Here is a 16,084-nt window from a genome sequence, read left to right on the forward strand (position 1 = left end):
TAAAATGGATAACATCTTTTAGCTCAATTCTGATAATGTTCGGTTGTGTTTTTAATAATCACAACTGTTTTAATTATAGCATAATTACATTGAAAAGTCAAGTCCGAAAAAAGTTAAAAAAATGTTAAAATAAGAATATGAAAATTATTGCGATTGGTAAAAAACATGAAAAATGGGTTGCAAGCGGAATTGAAATGTTCGAAAAACGATTAAAAAAACCGTTTGAAGTGGAGTGGCAAATTTTAGCGCATTCGAATTTTGCCGAAGAAAAAGCGCGCGAAGAAGAAACCCAGCGAATTTTAGCAAAAATTAAACCGAGCGATTTTGTGATTTTACTGGATGAGCGTGGTAAAAATATTTCTAGCCCAGAGCTCGCCAAAATGCTTTCGAACGGATTTGTGAATTCGCAGAATTTTGTGATTATTATTGGTGGAGCTTTTGGTGTGTCTGAAGAACTTAGAAAGCGTGCAAATTTTGTTTGGAGCCTTTCGAAATTAGTTTTTCCGCATCAAATTGTGCGCTTAATTTTGGTTGAACAAGTTTATCGTGCGCAAGAAATTTCTTCTGGCGGAAAATATCACCATGAATAAATTATTTTTTGTGGAAAAAGCTGTGGAAACTCCTTGAACATTCGAAAAAACTCGCCTGAAAGTATTTGCGAAAAATGGTGAAAAAATATATAATAGAATTACTATGGCGAAAAATGAAAAAGAGATTGTTAGACTTCGAAATTTGAAAAAGCGTTTTGGTGTTGGTGATGCTGAGAATTATGCTTTAAATGGTGTGAATTTAAGTATTAAACAGGGCGAATTCATTATAATTATGGGGCCTTCTGGTTGTGGAAAGACCACACTTTTAAATACAATTGGTCTTCTTGATCGTGCAACTGAGGGAGATTATGTTCTTGACGGGCAGAACGTTGCACGAATGTCGCGCCGCAACCAAGCTAAAATTCGAAGTGAAAAAATCGGTTTTATTTTTCAAAATTTTAATTTAATTCCCCGCCTAACTGTAATTGAAAATGTGGCTTTACCACTGGTTTATAAAGGAATTGGAAAAGTTAAACGGCTCGAAAAAGCTTCAGAAGTTTTAAAGCAATTTCATCTTGGTGAGCGCGAGTTCTATATGCCGTGGCAACTTTCTGGTGGGCAAACTCAGCGCGTAGCAATTGCGCGGGCGCTCGTGAATAAGCCTTCAATTATCCTTGCTGATGAGCCAACAGGAAATCTTGATTCGAAAAGTTCGCATATTATTATGGAAGAGCTTGCTGAAGTTCATGAAAAAGGCAACACAATTATTATGGTAACGCATAATCCAGATTTAATGGCTTATGCAACACGAATTATTACAATGTTCGATGGCAAAATTGATACCGATGTTAAGAAAAAACCTGCAAAAAAATCTTCGAAAAAAGATGAAAAGCTAAATACGCTCGATAAAATTGAAAAAGTTGAAGAAAAAATTGATGAAATTAAAGAAGAATTGGGAGTTTAAATGAGCTTGCGAGTTTTAAAAACTAATATTGAAAATGCATTTGAATCGTTGCAAGCCAACCGTTTGCGAACTTTTCTTACAATGCTAGGTGTAATGATTGGAATTTCTAGTGTTGTGATAATTTTTTCACTTTCGGGCGGGGTTAGCTCAATGATTTCGAATCAAATTATAGCCGAGGGTGAATCTTTGGCTGTGGTTCGACCAAAAGAATTGACCACAAATAATAAAAATGTTATTACAAATTTGGCAACTTCTCGAAATTTTACACAGAGTTCAATCAAAAATGAAGATTTAGGCTTAATTTCGAAAGTAAAAGATGTTTTAGCTGTAGCACCGCTTGCGAATTTTTCAGCAAAAGTTAAGGGTGATGGAGATGAAAAATATGCAAATTTGCTAGCAACCAGCCCAAACCTTGACCAAACTGTAGGTTTGAAAGTTCGTGAAGGCCAATTTATTGCAGAAAGTGCCAATGCAAACACTGTTGTGATTGGTAATCAAATGGCGATTGATTTGTTTGGTACAACTCAGGCTTTAGGAAAAGAAATCACAATGAAAGGTGAAAAATTTATTGTGATTGGTGTTTTAGCTCATCAAAGTTCATCAATTAACTTTAGTAATGTTGATTTTAACAATACAGCGATTATTCCATATGTGACTGCAAAACGAATTATCGGTGAAAATCTCCAGATTCAGCAAGTGAATATTCGTGTGAAAAGTATTAATAATTTAAATCAAGTTCAGCAAGAAATTGAAAAAGGAATGTTAAAAAACCACAATGGCGAAAAAGATTTCGAAGTTTTGACTGGTAAAAATATTTCGCATCCATCAGACAAATTTATTGAGCTTTCAACATTTATTTTGGCAATTGTGGCGAGTATCTCACTAGTTGTTGGTGGAATTGGCATTATGAATATTATGCTCGTGAATGTAAGTGAGCGAACGAGAGAAATTGGTATTCGAAAAGCGCTTGGTGCAAATAATCGGCACATTTTGTTTCAATTTTTAACAGAATCAATGATAATTTCATTAAGTGGCGGATTTTTTGGTTATCTCATTGGTTATGCATTTTCTTTTGGAGTGAGTGTATTTCTACCGTTTAGTCCGGTTATTTCTTGGCAAATTGCTGTTTTGGTTTGCGGAATTTCGATGTTGGTTGGTGTAATCTTTGGCCTTTATCCTGCCTTCCGTGCAGCTCGAAAAGATCCGATCATTAGTTTACGCCAATATTTATAAGAATAGACAAAATAAAAAAGTCGCTTAGAAGGCGACTTTTTAGTTTCGAAAATTAAACATTTGTTGGAGGAATACCATTTGCTCCATTTGAGCTACCGCCAAAACCAGTTCCGGCTCCTCCTAAGAATAAGCTAATAATGAAGTTAATAATTGCATAAGAAAGCATTGCAATAATTAAACCAACGATTGCATAAAGAATTGTATTTTTTGCAGCATCAACCTTTTTCGAATCGCCGTTTGATAGTATATAGCGTAAACCGCCATAAATTAACATTATAACACTTAAAATTCCAACTGCAAAAAGCATCATATTCACCATTTGGGTGAAAATTCCAGTGTTGCCTTCACCGAAAAGTTGAGTTGGAACACCTTCGCCACGTCCTTTATCAGCTCCGCCTTGAACGCCACCGCTAAATATTCCACCGGTTGCAAAAGCATTTAATGCCAAGAAGGTTGCAGGAAATGTAGAAGCTACAAAACCGCTGATTGAGATTTTCGAAACTTGTTTAAAATTCTTCATAATGGCTATATTATAGCAAAAAAAGTGATTTTTGTCAATACTCTTGTGTTTTTTGGCAAAATTTGATAAAATAGAAATATTGGAGGATTACCCAAGTGGCTGAAGGGGACGGTTTGCTAAATCGTTAGTCTGGGGAGACCTGGAGCGGGAGTTCGAATCTCCCATCCTCCGCCAAATAAAAAAGCTTATTATAAAGACTAGCGATATTTAGTATTCTAAAATATATAAGCTCATATATATTATAAGTAAATTGAAAGATGGTTCGAATGAACTGTCTTTTTATATTTAGCTATTATTTAAAAGTATGAAAAGCCCCACTATGAGTGAGGCTAAAAGTGTATAAATTCATACTGAGGCCTTCTGGCTTGTGCTTCAGCAGTTTTTCTGCACTCTTCTCTAAGTTTTTTACAACTAGCAATCTCTTCTTTGAGACCGCTGATGATATCTCCTTCAAGTTCTCTCTCTATATATATTATCAGAGAGTCTGGAATATATAGAGGTTTAACTTTAACTCCTACATATTCAGATAGAGGCACCCAGCCGTCTACAGGTGTAGATAGATAGCTTTTGTAATATGCTCTATCTATAGTTAGAAAGACATCGACACTATTGTAAGGGTGAATAAATTTAAATTTTAGCTTTATTTCTTGAGGGATATTCCCTACGATTATACTAAAAATTAAACCACCATCTCCATCCACTTTTTCAGCCTCAAGAGCTTTTTCAAACTCTTTTTCGGCCTTTTTTTGTAAAAGATTTAGAATTATTTCATTTCTTGCTTTTGTCATAATGTACTCTTTTCTAGTAGTAGATATATGTATTATAATGAAAAGATTTTATAATATTAGTCAATTTCCACTACGCTATAATTATAACATAATAATAGCAATAAGTCAATATAGAGTTATTGTTAAAAATTAAAGATCACTCATATTTTATGAGTGATCTAGTGGGCAGAATTATTGCTTAACACCTTTCATTGTGAGGTTTAATCTTCCCTTTTCGTCAATTTTATCTAGTTTAACCCAAATTTCTTGATTTTGTTTTAAAACATCAGTCACTTTTTCAGTTCGCTTTTCAGATATTTGTGAGATATGCAGCATTCCGTCAATTCCGGGTAGGATATTTACGAAAGCGCCAAAATCCTTGATCGAAACCACTTTTCCGTGGTAGATTTTACCAACTTCTGGCTCTTCAACCAAAGATTTAATCCAGTTGAGGGCTTTTTCGATTTGCTCGGCGTTAGGGCTGGCAATTGTGATTAAGCCATCTTCTTTGATGTCGACTTCGGCTCCAGTTTCAGAAGTGATTTTATTGATTGTTTCACCACCCTTACCAATAATTGCACCAATTTTATCGGGATTGATTTTAATTTTTTCGATTCGTGGTGCATATGGCGAAAGCTCAGCTTTTGGCTCAGAAATTACGCTCAGCATATGGCGCAGAATATGTTCTCGGCCTTTACGAGAGGTTAAAATTGCTTTTTCAAGAACTGAAACCGGTAAACCGTGAACTTTCATATCCATTTGTAGTGCGGTAATTCCATTTTTTGAACCTGTACATTTGAAGTCCATATCGCCAGCAAAATCTTCTGCGTCGGCAATATCACTTAAAATATAAGGCGTTTCACCGTCCATCATGAGCCCCATTGCAATTCCAGAAACCGCATTTTTTAGTGGCACACCAGCACTCATTAGCGCCATACAACTTGAGCAGGTTGCGGCCATTGATGTTGAACCATTCTGGCTCATAATTTCAGTTACGCTACGAATTGCATAAGGGAAATCCTCTTCGCTCGGCAAAACTGCTTCCAAAGCGCGCTGAGCTAAATACCCGTGGCCGATTTCACGGCGACCAGGGCTACCTAATCGACGCGGTTCACCGACAGTGTAACCAGGAGCGTTATAGTGATGCATATAACGGCGTTCAATTTCGTTAAATTCCATTGTGTCAACCAGTTGCGAATATGAAAGTGGCGCAAGTGTCACTATATTCATTGCTTGAGTTACGCCACGAGTAAATAAACTCGAACCGTGCGCGCGTGGCAAAAAGTCGATTTCGCTTGAAAGCGGGCGGATTTCATCTAGAGCTCGCCCATCTGGTCGCTCACCATCTTCCACAATTCCCTTTCGAACAGCTTTATGAACCGCCAAAGTGAAAGCCTCGTCGTAATCTTTTCGAATTTCTTCATAAACTTCTTCGCCAAATTTTTCGAGCATTTCTGAGTGGAATTTTTCACGAATTTCGGTAATATTTTGGTTATATTTTGGGTAGGCTTCACGAATCTTGGAGCCGAATTTTCCTTCTGTCCAGGCTTCAACTTCTTTCGAAATTTCTTCATCTGGCAAAATAAGCTCAAATTTTCTCTCTTCAAAATAACCTGCCTCGATATATTTGGCGCGAAGTTCATTTTGGAGTTTAATTGCTGGCTGAAAATTCTCAAAAGCCCAAGCGAGCCCTGCAATAATTTCTTCTTCAGGAACTTCATTTGCACCCGCTTCAACCATGGTAATTCCGCTTTTGATTCCAGCTACAACTAAATCGAGCGAGGAATTTTCGCGCTCCTCAGTATTTAGAAAGGCTTTAAACTCGCCATTCACTTTACCGATTCGGAGCCCAGCAACTGGGCCATCAAACGGCACGCCAGCTAGATGAAGTGCGCTTGAGGCTGCAATCATTGCAATCATATCTGGGCGAAATTCTGGGTCGGCGGAAAGAACAGTTGCGACAATCTGCACTTCCTCGCGATAGCCTTTTGGAAAGAGTGGTCGAATTGGTCGGTCAATCAAGCGCCCAATTAAAATTGCATCGTCGCTTGGTCGCCCTTCACGCTTGATGAATCGTGAACCAGAAATTCGTCCGCTGGCATACCATTTTTCTTCATAATCAATTGATAGCGGAAAATAATCTAAAGCTACTGGTTTTGAGCCCAGCTGAACTGTTCCTAAAACCACAGTTTCACCGTATTTTGCAATCACGCTCGCGGTTGAACGAAAACCAACTTTACCAACTTCTAACGTTAATTTTCGCCCCAAAAAATCAGTACTAACCGAAATCACGCTCTTGCCCGTTGGGTTTATAATCATATTTTCTCCTTCTGCCAAATGAGTTGCAGGAATCTTCTTCGAAAAGGCTTTCGAAAATAATTTCTACCACACATTCAGCGTTAATTTTACTATTTCATTATAACATTTTTGAGTGAATTTAGCAAAAATAAAACCGCCAAGCATTTAAGCGTGGCGATTTTACGGTTTTGAAATTATTTTCGCAAACCTAATTTAGAAACAACAGCTTTGTAGGCTTCAAAATCTTTTCGTTCAAGATATTTTAGAAGTTTTTTACGGCGACCAACCATTTGCATCAAACCGCGTCGAGCCATGAAGTCGTGCTTGTTTGATTTAAGGTGTTCCGTCACTTCTTTGATACGAGCCGTCAAGATTGACACTTGTGCCTGTGGCGAACCAACGTCATTCTTTGAAACCTGAGTCAAAGCGATTGCCTTCTCTTTATTCTCTTTAGTAATCATCTTTAAGATTTTATCATTTTTTAAGATTTTAGTCAAGAGTATATTATATTTTAATTACAATTATTTGTAATATAAATAATAAAAAGCCCCGCACTAAGTCGGAGCTTATAGGAGCTTATATTTTTATTCATCTTTTTGCAACTTCTTTTTGAGCTCTTTGGCGAATTTTTCTAGAAACCAGTCTTCGAGTTCGTTATCGATCCAGTATTCTAGTTTTTCTAGATCGCTCCACTCGGATAAGACGCGCACTATAGGATAAGGATAGTATTCTTCCCAATCTCCATTCGTGTAATAATGAAATACTTGGTGCGGGAGTAAACAAAGATATTCCTCCCACTGATCTTCATCTAAGTAAATGTTACCTCCTCCTGCTTGCTGTTTTAAACATATTTCGACTTCAAATTGACCATTTCCAGGGCGTAAGTAGACGAAAACAAACTGACCGAATATTATTTGATTGGAGAATTCGATACAATTCGGATTGATAGTGCTTAGAATAATCTTAAGTTTATCCTTTGCGGCTTGAAGAAGAGACTTCTCTTTATCTCTAATTTTTTTGAATTCAATAGCTTTCAGCCATTCTTTTTTATCTTGGACTTTAATTATACTTTCGAATTGTTTCATTTTAATGTTCTCTTTCTAATAATTCTCACATTTCAATATTACCGTCGCTAGAAAGTTTTTGCGCCAGTAATTATTTTTTCCTCCTTATAAGTATTTAAAACATGCGAATTATATACATATTCTACCATAAATATAATAAAAAGTCAAGCAAAAACCGCCATTTTCTGGCGGTGATGCTTTTATAAAATTTCGAAAGCTTTTTTAACTTTTTCAAGCTCGGCTTTTTTGTTTGAAAATTCTTCACGAGTTTCTTCAACCAAATATGCTGGCGCTTTTGAAACATAATTTTCGTTCGAAAGGCGTTTTTCAAGTAAATTAATTTCGCTCGAAATTTTATTGATTCGTTCGGCGAGCTCGGTTTTATATTCAGCCAAAATATTGGTTGGCACATCAAGATAAGCACCTAAACCGCTAGCGGCAAGGCTAAATCCGTGTGGCGCATCTGTTTGAACAATTTCTGGCACGCGCGAAAGGTGGCGAATAGTTTCAATATTTTTTGCAATTAGTTCATCTTTTTCAAAAACCAAATTATAGCGTTTTTTGCCAGGTAGTTCAGCCGTAATCAGGCGAATTTCACCAACTAAATCTTGGATTCGTTCAAATTGAAGTGCTTCGAATTCGTTAAATTTCAAAGATTCGGCTAGTTTTTCGTTCGCTAAAATTCCCTCAGTCCAAGGCAGAGTTTGCCAGATGGTTTCAGTCACAAATGGTGCAAAAGGATGCGTGATTTTAAGACAAGTTTCAAGAACCCAGGCAAGAAGTTCAGGATTATCTTGTGTTTTTGAAGCTTCAATATACCAATCGGCAACGGTGCTCCAAATTGTGTGATAAACCGTTTCTGAGGCCTCGGCAAAACGGTAATTTTGCATATGGCTTTCAATTTCAGCAATTGCTTTATCAAGTTCTCGCACGATCCAGTGGTCCGCTGGCGTGAAAGCTTCAGGCTGTTTTGTACTCTTAATTTCGCCAACTTTTTCAGAAATGAACCGTGAAATATTCCATAATTTATTACAGAAATTACGGCCAGCGATAACTTTATTTTTCGAAAATGCCTGATTCTGCCCTGCTGAACGTGAAGCGATAATTCCAAGGCGAAAAGCGTCGGAACCAAACTCGGCAATTACATCCATTGGGTTAATTACATTCCCCTTTGATTTACTCATTTTTTGGCCATGCTCATCAAGAACCATTCCGTGCAAGTAGACTTCGCGGAATGGAATTTGCCCTGTGCAGTAAATTCCCAACATAATCATTCGAGAAATCCAAGGAAAAATCAAATCATGACCAGTTTCCATTACACTATTTGGATAGAATTTCGAAAGCTCACCGCCTTCCAAAAAATCGGTTGTAATGAACGGCCATTGACCGCTCGAGAACCAAGTATCAAGCGTATCTTCATCTCGTTTGTATGTCTTGCCGTTAACTTCAATTTGTGATTCATGTACGCGCTCATCAAAAATCCAATCAGTTGGATCTTCAATATTTTGAAAAGCCGGAATTGGAATTCCCCAAGGGATTTGACGTGAAATATTCCAGTCGCGAATATTTTTCAAGTATTCAGCTAAAACATTTTTCTTATTTTCTGGCGTAAATTTAATTTCATTATTCTCAAGAGCTTCAAGGGCTTTTTTAGCTAAAGGCTTAGTTGAAATAAACCACTGCTCTTTTACGAGCGGCTGAATTGGTTCTCCAGATTTATAATCGTATCCAACAACATGAGTAATATCTTCTTCTTTAAACAATGCATTGATTTTTCGAAGATCCTCAAGAATCTTCTTACGCGCCTCTAACACTTCTAAGCCAGCATATTTACCTGCATTTTTGGTCATTTTTCCATCAAATCCAATTACTTGGATTTTTGGCAAGTTGTGGCGATTACCAACTTCAAAATCATTTGGATCGTGGAATGGTGTAATTTTAACAACGCCAGTTCCAAATTGTGGGTCGGCATATTCATCAGCGATAATTTTGATTTCACGATTTATTAAGGGTATGCGGACTTTTTTACCAATCAGATTTTCGTATCTTTCATCTTCTGGATTAACCGCAAGAGCTGTATCGCCGAGCATTGTTTCAGGGCGAGTTGTTGAAACAAGCATATATTCGCTTGCTCCACCAAATTCATCAAGAACTGGATACGCAATCGTCCAGAGCTTCCCCTTCTCTTCTTTGTAATCTACCTCAATATCGGCATAAGAAGTTTGATATTTTGTTGAATAATTAACAATGCGCTCACCTCTGTAAATTAAGCCATCGTTCCACATTTTTTCGAAAGTTTTATAAACGCGATTAACTACTTTTTCATCTAATGTGAAAGTGAGATTTTTCCAGTCAACACCAGCTCCCAAAGCGCGCAATTGAAGTTCCATATTTCCGCGTTGACTTGCTACGAAGTCCCAAACATTTTTATAAAGTTCATCACGAGAATAATCTAAACGACTCTTCCCTTCAGCGTTCAAAAGGCGTTCATAAACAACCCAAGTTTCGAAGCCCGCGTGGTCGGCGCCAGGCAAATAAATTGCATCATAACCCTTCATTTTGTGATAACGCACTAAAATATCTTCAACCGCAGCCATTAGTCCGTGGCCGATATGAAGATTTCCATTTGCATTTGGTGGTGGCATTACGATTGAATATTTTGGGCCAACTCCACTACTTTCGAAAGCGCCAGATAGCTCCCATAAATTATAAATTTCAGGTTCGTAATTATTCGGTTCGTAAGTCTTTGTAATTTTCATATTTCCCTTTAAAATCGCATTTATTCAACAACATTTCACACGAAAGTTAAACTGTGCGAAATTCTACATTTACAATTATACCACATTCGGTGTATAATATAAATATGCTAAAGATTATCGAAATTACTGATAAAAAAGAATGGAATGATTTTATTAACGAGCACGGCGGTCACCCTTTGCAACTTTGGGGTTGGGGTGAGTTAAAATCGCAATCAGCAAATTGGCAAGTTGTGCGAGTTTTTTTGAAAAATGGTGAAGAAAAATATATTGATCGCAAAAAAAATGACCACTCAGATATTGTAGCAGCGGCTCAAATTCTGGTTCGAAAGCTCCCTTTTCCGCTTCGTAATTTTGCTTATATTCCGCGCGGTGCTTTGGTGATTTCGAAAAAACCAATCGAGCGAGCCCGCATTTCGCGTGAAATTGCTCTTTGGGTTTCGAAGAATATCAAACCAAAGCCAGTTTGTTTAACCATGGAACCAGATTGGAATAGCGGTGAATTTGACTTGCGTGATGGCTGGAGAAGTTCAAAAAACACAATTTTAATTCCAAGAACCTTAATCCTTGATTTAGCGCAAAATGAAGATGAGTTACTCGCCAAAATGAGCAAAAAAACGCGACAATATATTCGAAAAAGTGGTGGAGAAGTACGAGTTAGACAGCTGTTTTCAAAAGAAGAAATTGATCGCGCATTAGAAATTTACACAGAAACCGCCAAAAGGGCAGGGTTTGCGATCCATTCGAAAAATTATTATCATGAACTTTATAAAAAAATGGGCGAAAATTCACCGATTTTTGGAGCTTTTATTGAAAAAGAGCAGGGTAAGTCTATAGAAAAAAATAAAAATACTGAAGATTATATAGCGGAAAAGCTTAAAAATCAAGAAATGGTGGCATTTTTATGGTTTGCTCAAAGTAATGATGTGGCGTTTGAACTTTATGGTGGAGTGACTGAGGCGGGGCAAAAATCACGCGCAAATTATGTTTTGAAGTGGATTGCGATTATTGAAATGAAAAATCGCGGAGTTAAGCGATATGATTTTAACGGCCTTTTGAACGATGGAATTTCAAAATTTAAAGCTGGTTTTGCAAATCACGAGGATTTATTGGTTGGCACACTAGATTTTCCGATTTCGAAAACATACTTTATCTGGAATTCATTTTTGCCAACTGCTAAAAAAATTGTTCGAAAATTCAAAAAATAGGGAAGTGAGAATATAAAAATTCGCTCAAATCGGGCGAATTTTATGTTTTTGAAAATGAAAAAGCCAATAGAGATTTTCGAAAATTGACCAAACTTGTAAAAAGTAGTAAAATAGTAGTTATGAAAATCTTAGGAATTGAAAGCACTTGTGATGAAACTGCGGCAGCTGTGGTGGAGTTTGATGCAAATAAAATTTCGCGTGAAAGCTCACCAAAGTTAAAACTGCTTTCAAACGTAGTTCATTCACAAATTGATATTCATGCGCAATTTGGCGGGGTAATTCCAGAGGTGGCGGCACGTTCTCATATTGAATATGCTAACCCTGTTGTGCGAGAAGCGCTTTCGAAAGCAGGGATTTCCTTTAAAGATTTGGACGGAATTGCCGTTTCTTATGCACCTGGTTTGGTGGGCTCGTTATTAGTTGGCACGCTTACGGCACGAACTTACGCTCGAATTTTTAATAAACCGTTTTACCCAATTCATCATGTTGAGGCTCATGTTTATGCAAATTTTCTAAACGAGGAGCCGCCAGAATTTCCATTTTTAGCATTAGTGGTTTCGGGCGGTCATTCACAAATTGTATTATTTAAATCGCACGGAAATTACCAAATTTTAGGAGAAACTCAAGATGACGCAGTTGGTGAGGCTTTCGATAAAGTTGCAAAAATCCTTGGCTTACCGTATCCTGGTGGCCCTGCAATTTCAAAAGCAGCATTAAGTGGTAATTCTTTAAAATATAAATTGCCAAAAGCTCGCTTAAAAGGGAAGTATGATTTTAGTTTTTCGGGATTAAAAACAGCAGTTTTACGTGCAGTTCAAAAAGAGGTTGGTGTAGATTTTAACTTTCCGTCTTTTAAGTTGGCAGCAAAATTAAATGAACAACAGAAAAATGATTTCGCTGCAAGTTTTCAAAAAATAGCTGTTGAAACTTTAGTTGATAAGCTTGAGCTTGCGGTTGAAGATTTTTCGCCAACAACTGTTGTGATTGCGGGCGGTGTAGCAGCGAATTCAGCTTTAAGAGAGGAATTAATTAAGAGAGTTTCGAAAAAACTGCCAAACCCTGTAATTTTCACTCCGCCAGAACTTTGCACTGATAACGCCGCAATGGTGGCGACTTTGGGCGCTTTTCAAGCTGTGCTGAGCGAACCGCAAAATCCGCTCAAGCTTGAAGTAAAACCGTCGCTTTCGATGAGTGACTCAAATTGGTAAATAATTTTCAAAAAATGTTAGAAATAAAATAACCCGCAAATTTCTGCGGGTTTTGTTTTTTGATGACCTTTCTAAAGAAATACACGAATACCCTTAAAGATGAACTTTTTATCCATATAGGTATAAATAGAGCTGCCACCGTTTTTGGCAAGTGCTTCCTGATATCCAGCCATATGCGGGTCAAGATAATTTGTATTCTCAAACTCTTTGACATCGTAAATCTTTTTGAATTTGATGTCTTCATTTTCAAGAAAGTGTTCGATGACACGCACCTTGTAACCATATTCGTCCGTAAGAGGTAGGAAAACACTAGATTCGCCACTTTTTGCAGCTGCTAGCAAAGTTTCTTTTACCTTTGCTGTGATAGCGTTGCAATCGCGCCCTTCTTGTTTGGTTTCTTCCAATTCGTCTTTAAATGACATAATGCATCCCCCTTACTACAAAAATACACGAATTCCCTTAAACCGACGTTTGTTCACAGTGACGGGCTTACTATCATCAATATCACTAGCGCCACCCATGTGCGTATCGATGTACGGAAATTGAGTTGTTTGATATGATTCGTAAGCCTTTTCGAAATCAATTCCTTCCTGGGTTAGAAAATAACGCACAAATTGGGTTTTGCAATCATTCTCATTGTCAAGGTAGATGAGCACGCTTGATCTACCATCCTTGGCGGCCTCGACAAGGATGCCTTCAACTTGCTTGGCAATATTTTCATAGGTTAAAGCAGCTTCTTTTTCTGCAGCTAGTCGTTCTTTTAGTGACATAACTAAGTCCTCCAAATGTTCTATTTTTACCAAAAGGTAAATCTTTTAAATTATAGCATTTTTAAGTAGAATTGTCAAGTTTTTGAAAAAAGAAAAATAAAAAACCGCCCAATTTTGAGCGATTTTCGAAAAAGTATCAAATTAAGCAAGTTTTACGCCAGCTTTTTTTGCGGCAGCGGCAAGAGAAGCTTTTCGGCGAGCAGCTGTATTTTTCTTGATAAGACCTTTTTTAACAGCTTTGTCAAGTTCGCTTTGTGCTTTCGAAAGGCTTTTTGCGCTTGGTTCAGCAACAAAAGCTTTAACTGCACCTTTGATATCTTTTTTAATTCCAACGTTGCGTTCGCGTCGTTTTGCGGTTTGTCGCATTCGCTTTACAGCAGATTTAATAATTGGCATTTAATTCCTTCTTTTAGGTTGTTATTTACAATTCAACATCAATTATATATTATTTCGAAATAAAAAGCAAGTATTTCAAATAAACTGTTGACATTTCATTGCGATTATGCTAATATAGAGCTATAAATTATAAAAATAAACAATAGGATTCAATAAATGTCAAAAAATAATGCTCAAGAGCAGATTATCGCAAAATTGAAAGAATCAGAGAGTATTTTGATTGCGGTAAATGATAACCCAAGTGTTGATGAGCTTTCTTCAGCATTGGCTTTAACTCTCGCAATTAATAATTCTGGCAAGCATGCGACGGCGGTTTCAAGCGGTAAAATGCCCGACGCGCTAGCTTTTTTGCGCCCAGAAAAAACTTTCGAAAATTCTGTAGATTCTTTGCGTGATTTTATTATTGCTTTAAATAAAGAAAAAGCCGATCATCTTCGTTATAAGCTTGTTGGTGATCATGTGAAAATTTTTATTACGCCATATCGCTCAATTATTTCTGAAAAAGACCTCGAATTTGAACAGGGTGATTTTAACATTGATTTTGTGCTAGCTTTAAATGTTGAAAGTCAAGATCGACTCGATGGCGCTTTAGCGGCGCACGGGCGAATTTTTCATGATGCTTCAGTTGCAATTTTAACCATTGGTGAAAACCAAACGAATCTTAACGGAATCCACTGGTATGCCGAAAACGCCAGCTCTTTGAGTGAAATTTCTGTTCAAATTATTGAATCCCTTGGAAAGAAAAATCTTACTCAACCAGTCGCAACTGCTCTTTTGACTGGAATTGTTGCTGAAACTGATCGCTTTTCAAATGCAAAAGCTACGGCTGAAGCTATGAGCCTTGCAGCAAAACTTATTTCATCTGGCGCCGACCAGCAACTTGTGGTTTCAAAAATCCGTGAAGCTGAAGAAAAAGCGGGTGAATTTGCTGTGCAAAAAAATGCTAAAATGGAAGAAGCTTTAGAAGAAATTTCGAACGAAAAAGAAAAATCGAGCGAAAAATCTTCTTCAAAGAAAGAGCAAAAGCGTAATGGTGCATTTGTGATTGCACATGAAGAAGCTAAAAATGAAGCAGAAAAAGCTAATCTTGAAAATTCACAAAATCAAGCCGAAGACGAACTTGAAGAATCTTTAAATAAACTAAAAAATATTAATAAACCAGAAAATGCCTTTGCTGAGCTTGAAGAAGTTGAAGCTCCTGAGCAAAATCAAGAACTTGCGCAAGAAAATTCGAACGAAGATATTTTCGAAAATCCAAGCGAAAATCTTGAAAATACACAAGTTCAAAATGAAAATTTAGCTGAAGAAAATTCAGCAAAAAATATATCAGAAAGCCAAGAAACTTTGGCTGAACAAAATATTTCAATCCCAGCTCCCGAAAACACTCAGCCACAAACTTTCGAAACTATTGAACCTCAAACTGCTCAACCAGAAGTTGCGCCAGCTTTCGAACAACGAAATCCAGCTGAAACTTCTGCCTCTTCAGAATTTAATCAGACTGAAAATACGCAAGGCTTGGTTGAGGCGCCAGTTCAAAATTATGCACCAGAAATTCCAGTGCCAAGTGTGCCTTTTGAAAATCCAAATGCATTTATTGCAGAAACTCCAGTTCAGGAGCAAGTTTTTGAGCCAGCTCGCCAAGTTGATATTTCAATCCCAGCTCCTGAAAACACTCAACCACAAACTTTCGAAACTATTGAACCTCAAACTGCTCAACCAGAAGTTGCGCCAGTTTTCGAACAACAAAATTCAGCCGAAACTTCTGCCACTCAAGAGATTCAAACTCAAAATATTCAGCCAGTGAAAAATCAGGGCGATGAATATTATCACCCAACCGAAAATGCTCAAATTGCAAGTGGTTTGATGGGTGCTCAGCCTTATGAGCCAAGTGGAATTTCTCGTGAAGAAAACTCTGTAGCAACTTCAAATCCACAAAATAATGATTATGTTTTAAGCCATGGTAAAGTTCAAAATGCGATTTATGAAGAGCCACAGGCGAATGAGAATTTTATTCCTGAAACTCAGCCTTATGCTCAAGCTACACCAATCCAGCCGCTTTCAAATTTTGAATCAAGTAATCCGATTTCGAATGAACAATATGCGCAGACTTTACCGCAAAATAATTTTGAGAATCAGCAAACTTACTTGACTGAAAATCCTGCGCAAAATTCGAATGATTTTGCAATGCCAATGCCACCAGCTATGCCAGATTTTAGCTCAATGCCAATGCCGCCAGAAGTTCCAGCTTTTGATTTTATTCCAAATCCAGCGGAACAGCCTGCAATGGGCACTGAAAGTAGCAAAAATAAAGTGATGACCGACCAAATTTACCCTAATGATCCTTCACAATTCAGAATTCCAGGAATGTAA

General features: G+C 37.3%; 15 protein-coding genes and 1 tRNA gene. 7 read left to right on the forward strand and 9 right to left on the reverse strand.

What is annotated here, in order from left to right; translation table 11 throughout:
- Positions 1 to 137 precede the first annotated feature (137 nt).
- The 3 genes from HXL38_000200 to HXL38_000210 all read left to right on the forward strand — a co-directional run bounded on the left by HXL38_000200 (position 138) and on the right by HXL38_000210 (position 2,727).
- Positions 138 to 590: a 23S rRNA (pseudouridine(1915)-N(3))-methyltransferase RlmH gene (locus HXL38_000200; GenBank protein ID QWB91002.2), complete on the forward strand. Its 453-nt coding sequence runs from the start codon at positions 138 to 140 to the stop codon at positions 588 to 590.
- Positions 591 to 693: 103 nt separating this feature from the next.
- Positions 694 to 1,494 (forward strand): ABC transporter ATP-binding protein, encoded by an 801-nt coding sequence (locus tag HXL38_000205; GenBank protein QWB91003.1) that lies wholly within the window; start codon positions 694 to 696, stop codon positions 1,492 to 1,494.
- Complete coding sequence (locus HXL38_000210; protein ID QWB91004.1) at positions 1,495 to 2,727, forward strand: ABC transporter permease; 1,233 nt, start codon at positions 1,495 to 1,497, stop codon at positions 2,725 to 2,727.
- 52 nt (positions 2,728 to 2,779) lie between these two features.
- Here the strand turns inward: HXL38_000210 and HXL38_000215 are convergent, their stop codons facing one another.
- Entirely contained in the window at positions 2,780 to 3,247 is a 468-nt protein-coding gene (locus HXL38_000215; protein ID QWB91005.1) for a pilin, read from the reverse strand.
- Positions 3,248 to 3,328: 81 nt separating this feature from the next.
- On the opposite strand from HXL38_000215, the gene HXL38_000220 reads away from it, so the two are divergent.
- Positions 3,329 to 3,421: transfer RNA gene (locus tag HXL38_000220), tRNA-Ser, on the forward strand.
- Positions 3,422 to 3,576: 155 nt separating this feature from the next.
- Here HXL38_000220 and HXL38_000225 read toward each other — a convergent pair.
- The 5 genes from HXL38_000225 to HXL38_000245 form a co-directional block, all read right to left on the reverse strand.
- Entirely contained in the window at positions 3,577 to 4,035 is a 459-nt protein-coding gene (locus HXL38_000225) for a hypothetical protein (protein QWB91006.1), read from the reverse strand.
- 171 nt (positions 4,036 to 4,206) lie between these two features.
- On the reverse strand, positions 4,207 to 6,333 hold the full coding sequence (gene pnp, locus HXL38_000230) for a polyribonucleotide nucleotidyltransferase (protein ID QWB91262.1): 2,127 nt from the start codon (positions 6,331 to 6,333) through the stop codon (positions 4,207 to 4,209).
- Between the two features lie 173 nt (positions 6,334 to 6,506).
- Positions 6,507 to 6,773: a 30S ribosomal protein S15 gene (gene rpsO / locus HXL38_000235; GenBank protein ID QWB91007.2), complete on the reverse strand. Its 267-nt coding sequence runs from the start codon at positions 6,771 to 6,773 to the stop codon at positions 6,507 to 6,509.
- Between the two features lie 123 nt (positions 6,774 to 6,896).
- Positions 6,897 to 7,397, reverse strand: a complete 501-nt coding sequence (locus HXL38_000240; GenBank protein QWB91008.1) for a hypothetical protein — start codon at positions 7,395 to 7,397, stop codon at positions 6,897 to 6,899.
- Positions 7,398 to 7,576: 179 nt separating this feature from the next.
- Positions 7,577 to 10,135 (reverse strand): valine--tRNA ligase, encoded by a 2,559-nt coding sequence (locus HXL38_000245; GenBank protein ID QWB91009.1) that lies wholly within the window; start codon positions 10,133 to 10,135, stop codon positions 7,577 to 7,579.
- Between the two features lie 104 nt (positions 10,136 to 10,239).
- Here HXL38_000245 and HXL38_000250 point away from each other — a divergent pair, with 104 nt between their 5' ends.
- Complete coding sequence (locus HXL38_000250) at positions 10,240 to 11,340, forward strand: aminoacyltransferase (GenBank protein QWB91010.2); 1,101 nt, start codon at positions 10,240 to 10,242, stop codon at positions 11,338 to 11,340.
- 119 nt (positions 11,341 to 11,459) lie between these two features.
- On the forward strand, positions 11,460 to 12,548 hold the full coding sequence (gene tsaD, locus HXL38_000255; GenBank protein ID QWB91011.1) for a tRNA (adenosine(37)-N6)-threonylcarbamoyltransferase complex transferase subunit TsaD: 1,089 nt from the start codon (positions 11,460 to 11,462) through the stop codon (positions 12,546 to 12,548).
- A gap of 71 nt (positions 12,549 to 12,619) precedes the next feature.
- Here the strand turns inward: tsaD and HXL38_000260 are convergent, their stop codons facing one another.
- The 3 genes from HXL38_000260 to rpsT all read right to left on the reverse strand — a co-directional run bounded on the left by HXL38_000260 (position 12,620) and on the right by rpsT (position 13,714).
- A complete protein-coding gene (locus HXL38_000260; protein QWB91012.1) occupies positions 12,620 to 12,970 on the reverse strand; it encodes a hypothetical protein in 351 nt (116 codons plus the stop codon).
- Positions 12,971 to 12,985: 15 nt separating this feature from the next.
- Positions 12,986 to 13,318 carry a hypothetical protein gene (locus tag HXL38_000265; protein QWB91013.1) on the reverse strand — a complete coding sequence of 111 codons (333 nt, stop codon included), beginning with the start codon at positions 13,316 to 13,318 and terminating at the stop codon, positions 12,986 to 12,988.
- 141 nt (positions 13,319 to 13,459) lie between these two features.
- Entirely contained in the window at positions 13,460 to 13,714 is a 255-nt protein-coding gene (gene rpsT, locus HXL38_000270) for a 30S ribosomal protein S20 (protein QWB91014.1), read from the reverse strand.
- Positions 13,715 to 13,870: 156 nt separating this feature from the next.
- On the opposite strand from rpsT, the gene HXL38_000275 reads away from it, so the two are divergent.
- Positions 13,871 to 16,084, forward strand: coding sequence for a hypothetical protein (locus HXL38_000275; GenBank protein QWB91015.2), 2,214 nt, complete (start codon positions 13,871 to 13,873; stop codon positions 16,082 to 16,084).

The organism is Candidatus Saccharimonas sp. (assembly GCA_015256915.3).
In the GTDB taxonomy this organism is placed as follows: Bacteria; Patescibacteriota; Saccharimonadia; order Saccharimonadales; family Saccharimonadaceae; genus Nanogingivalis.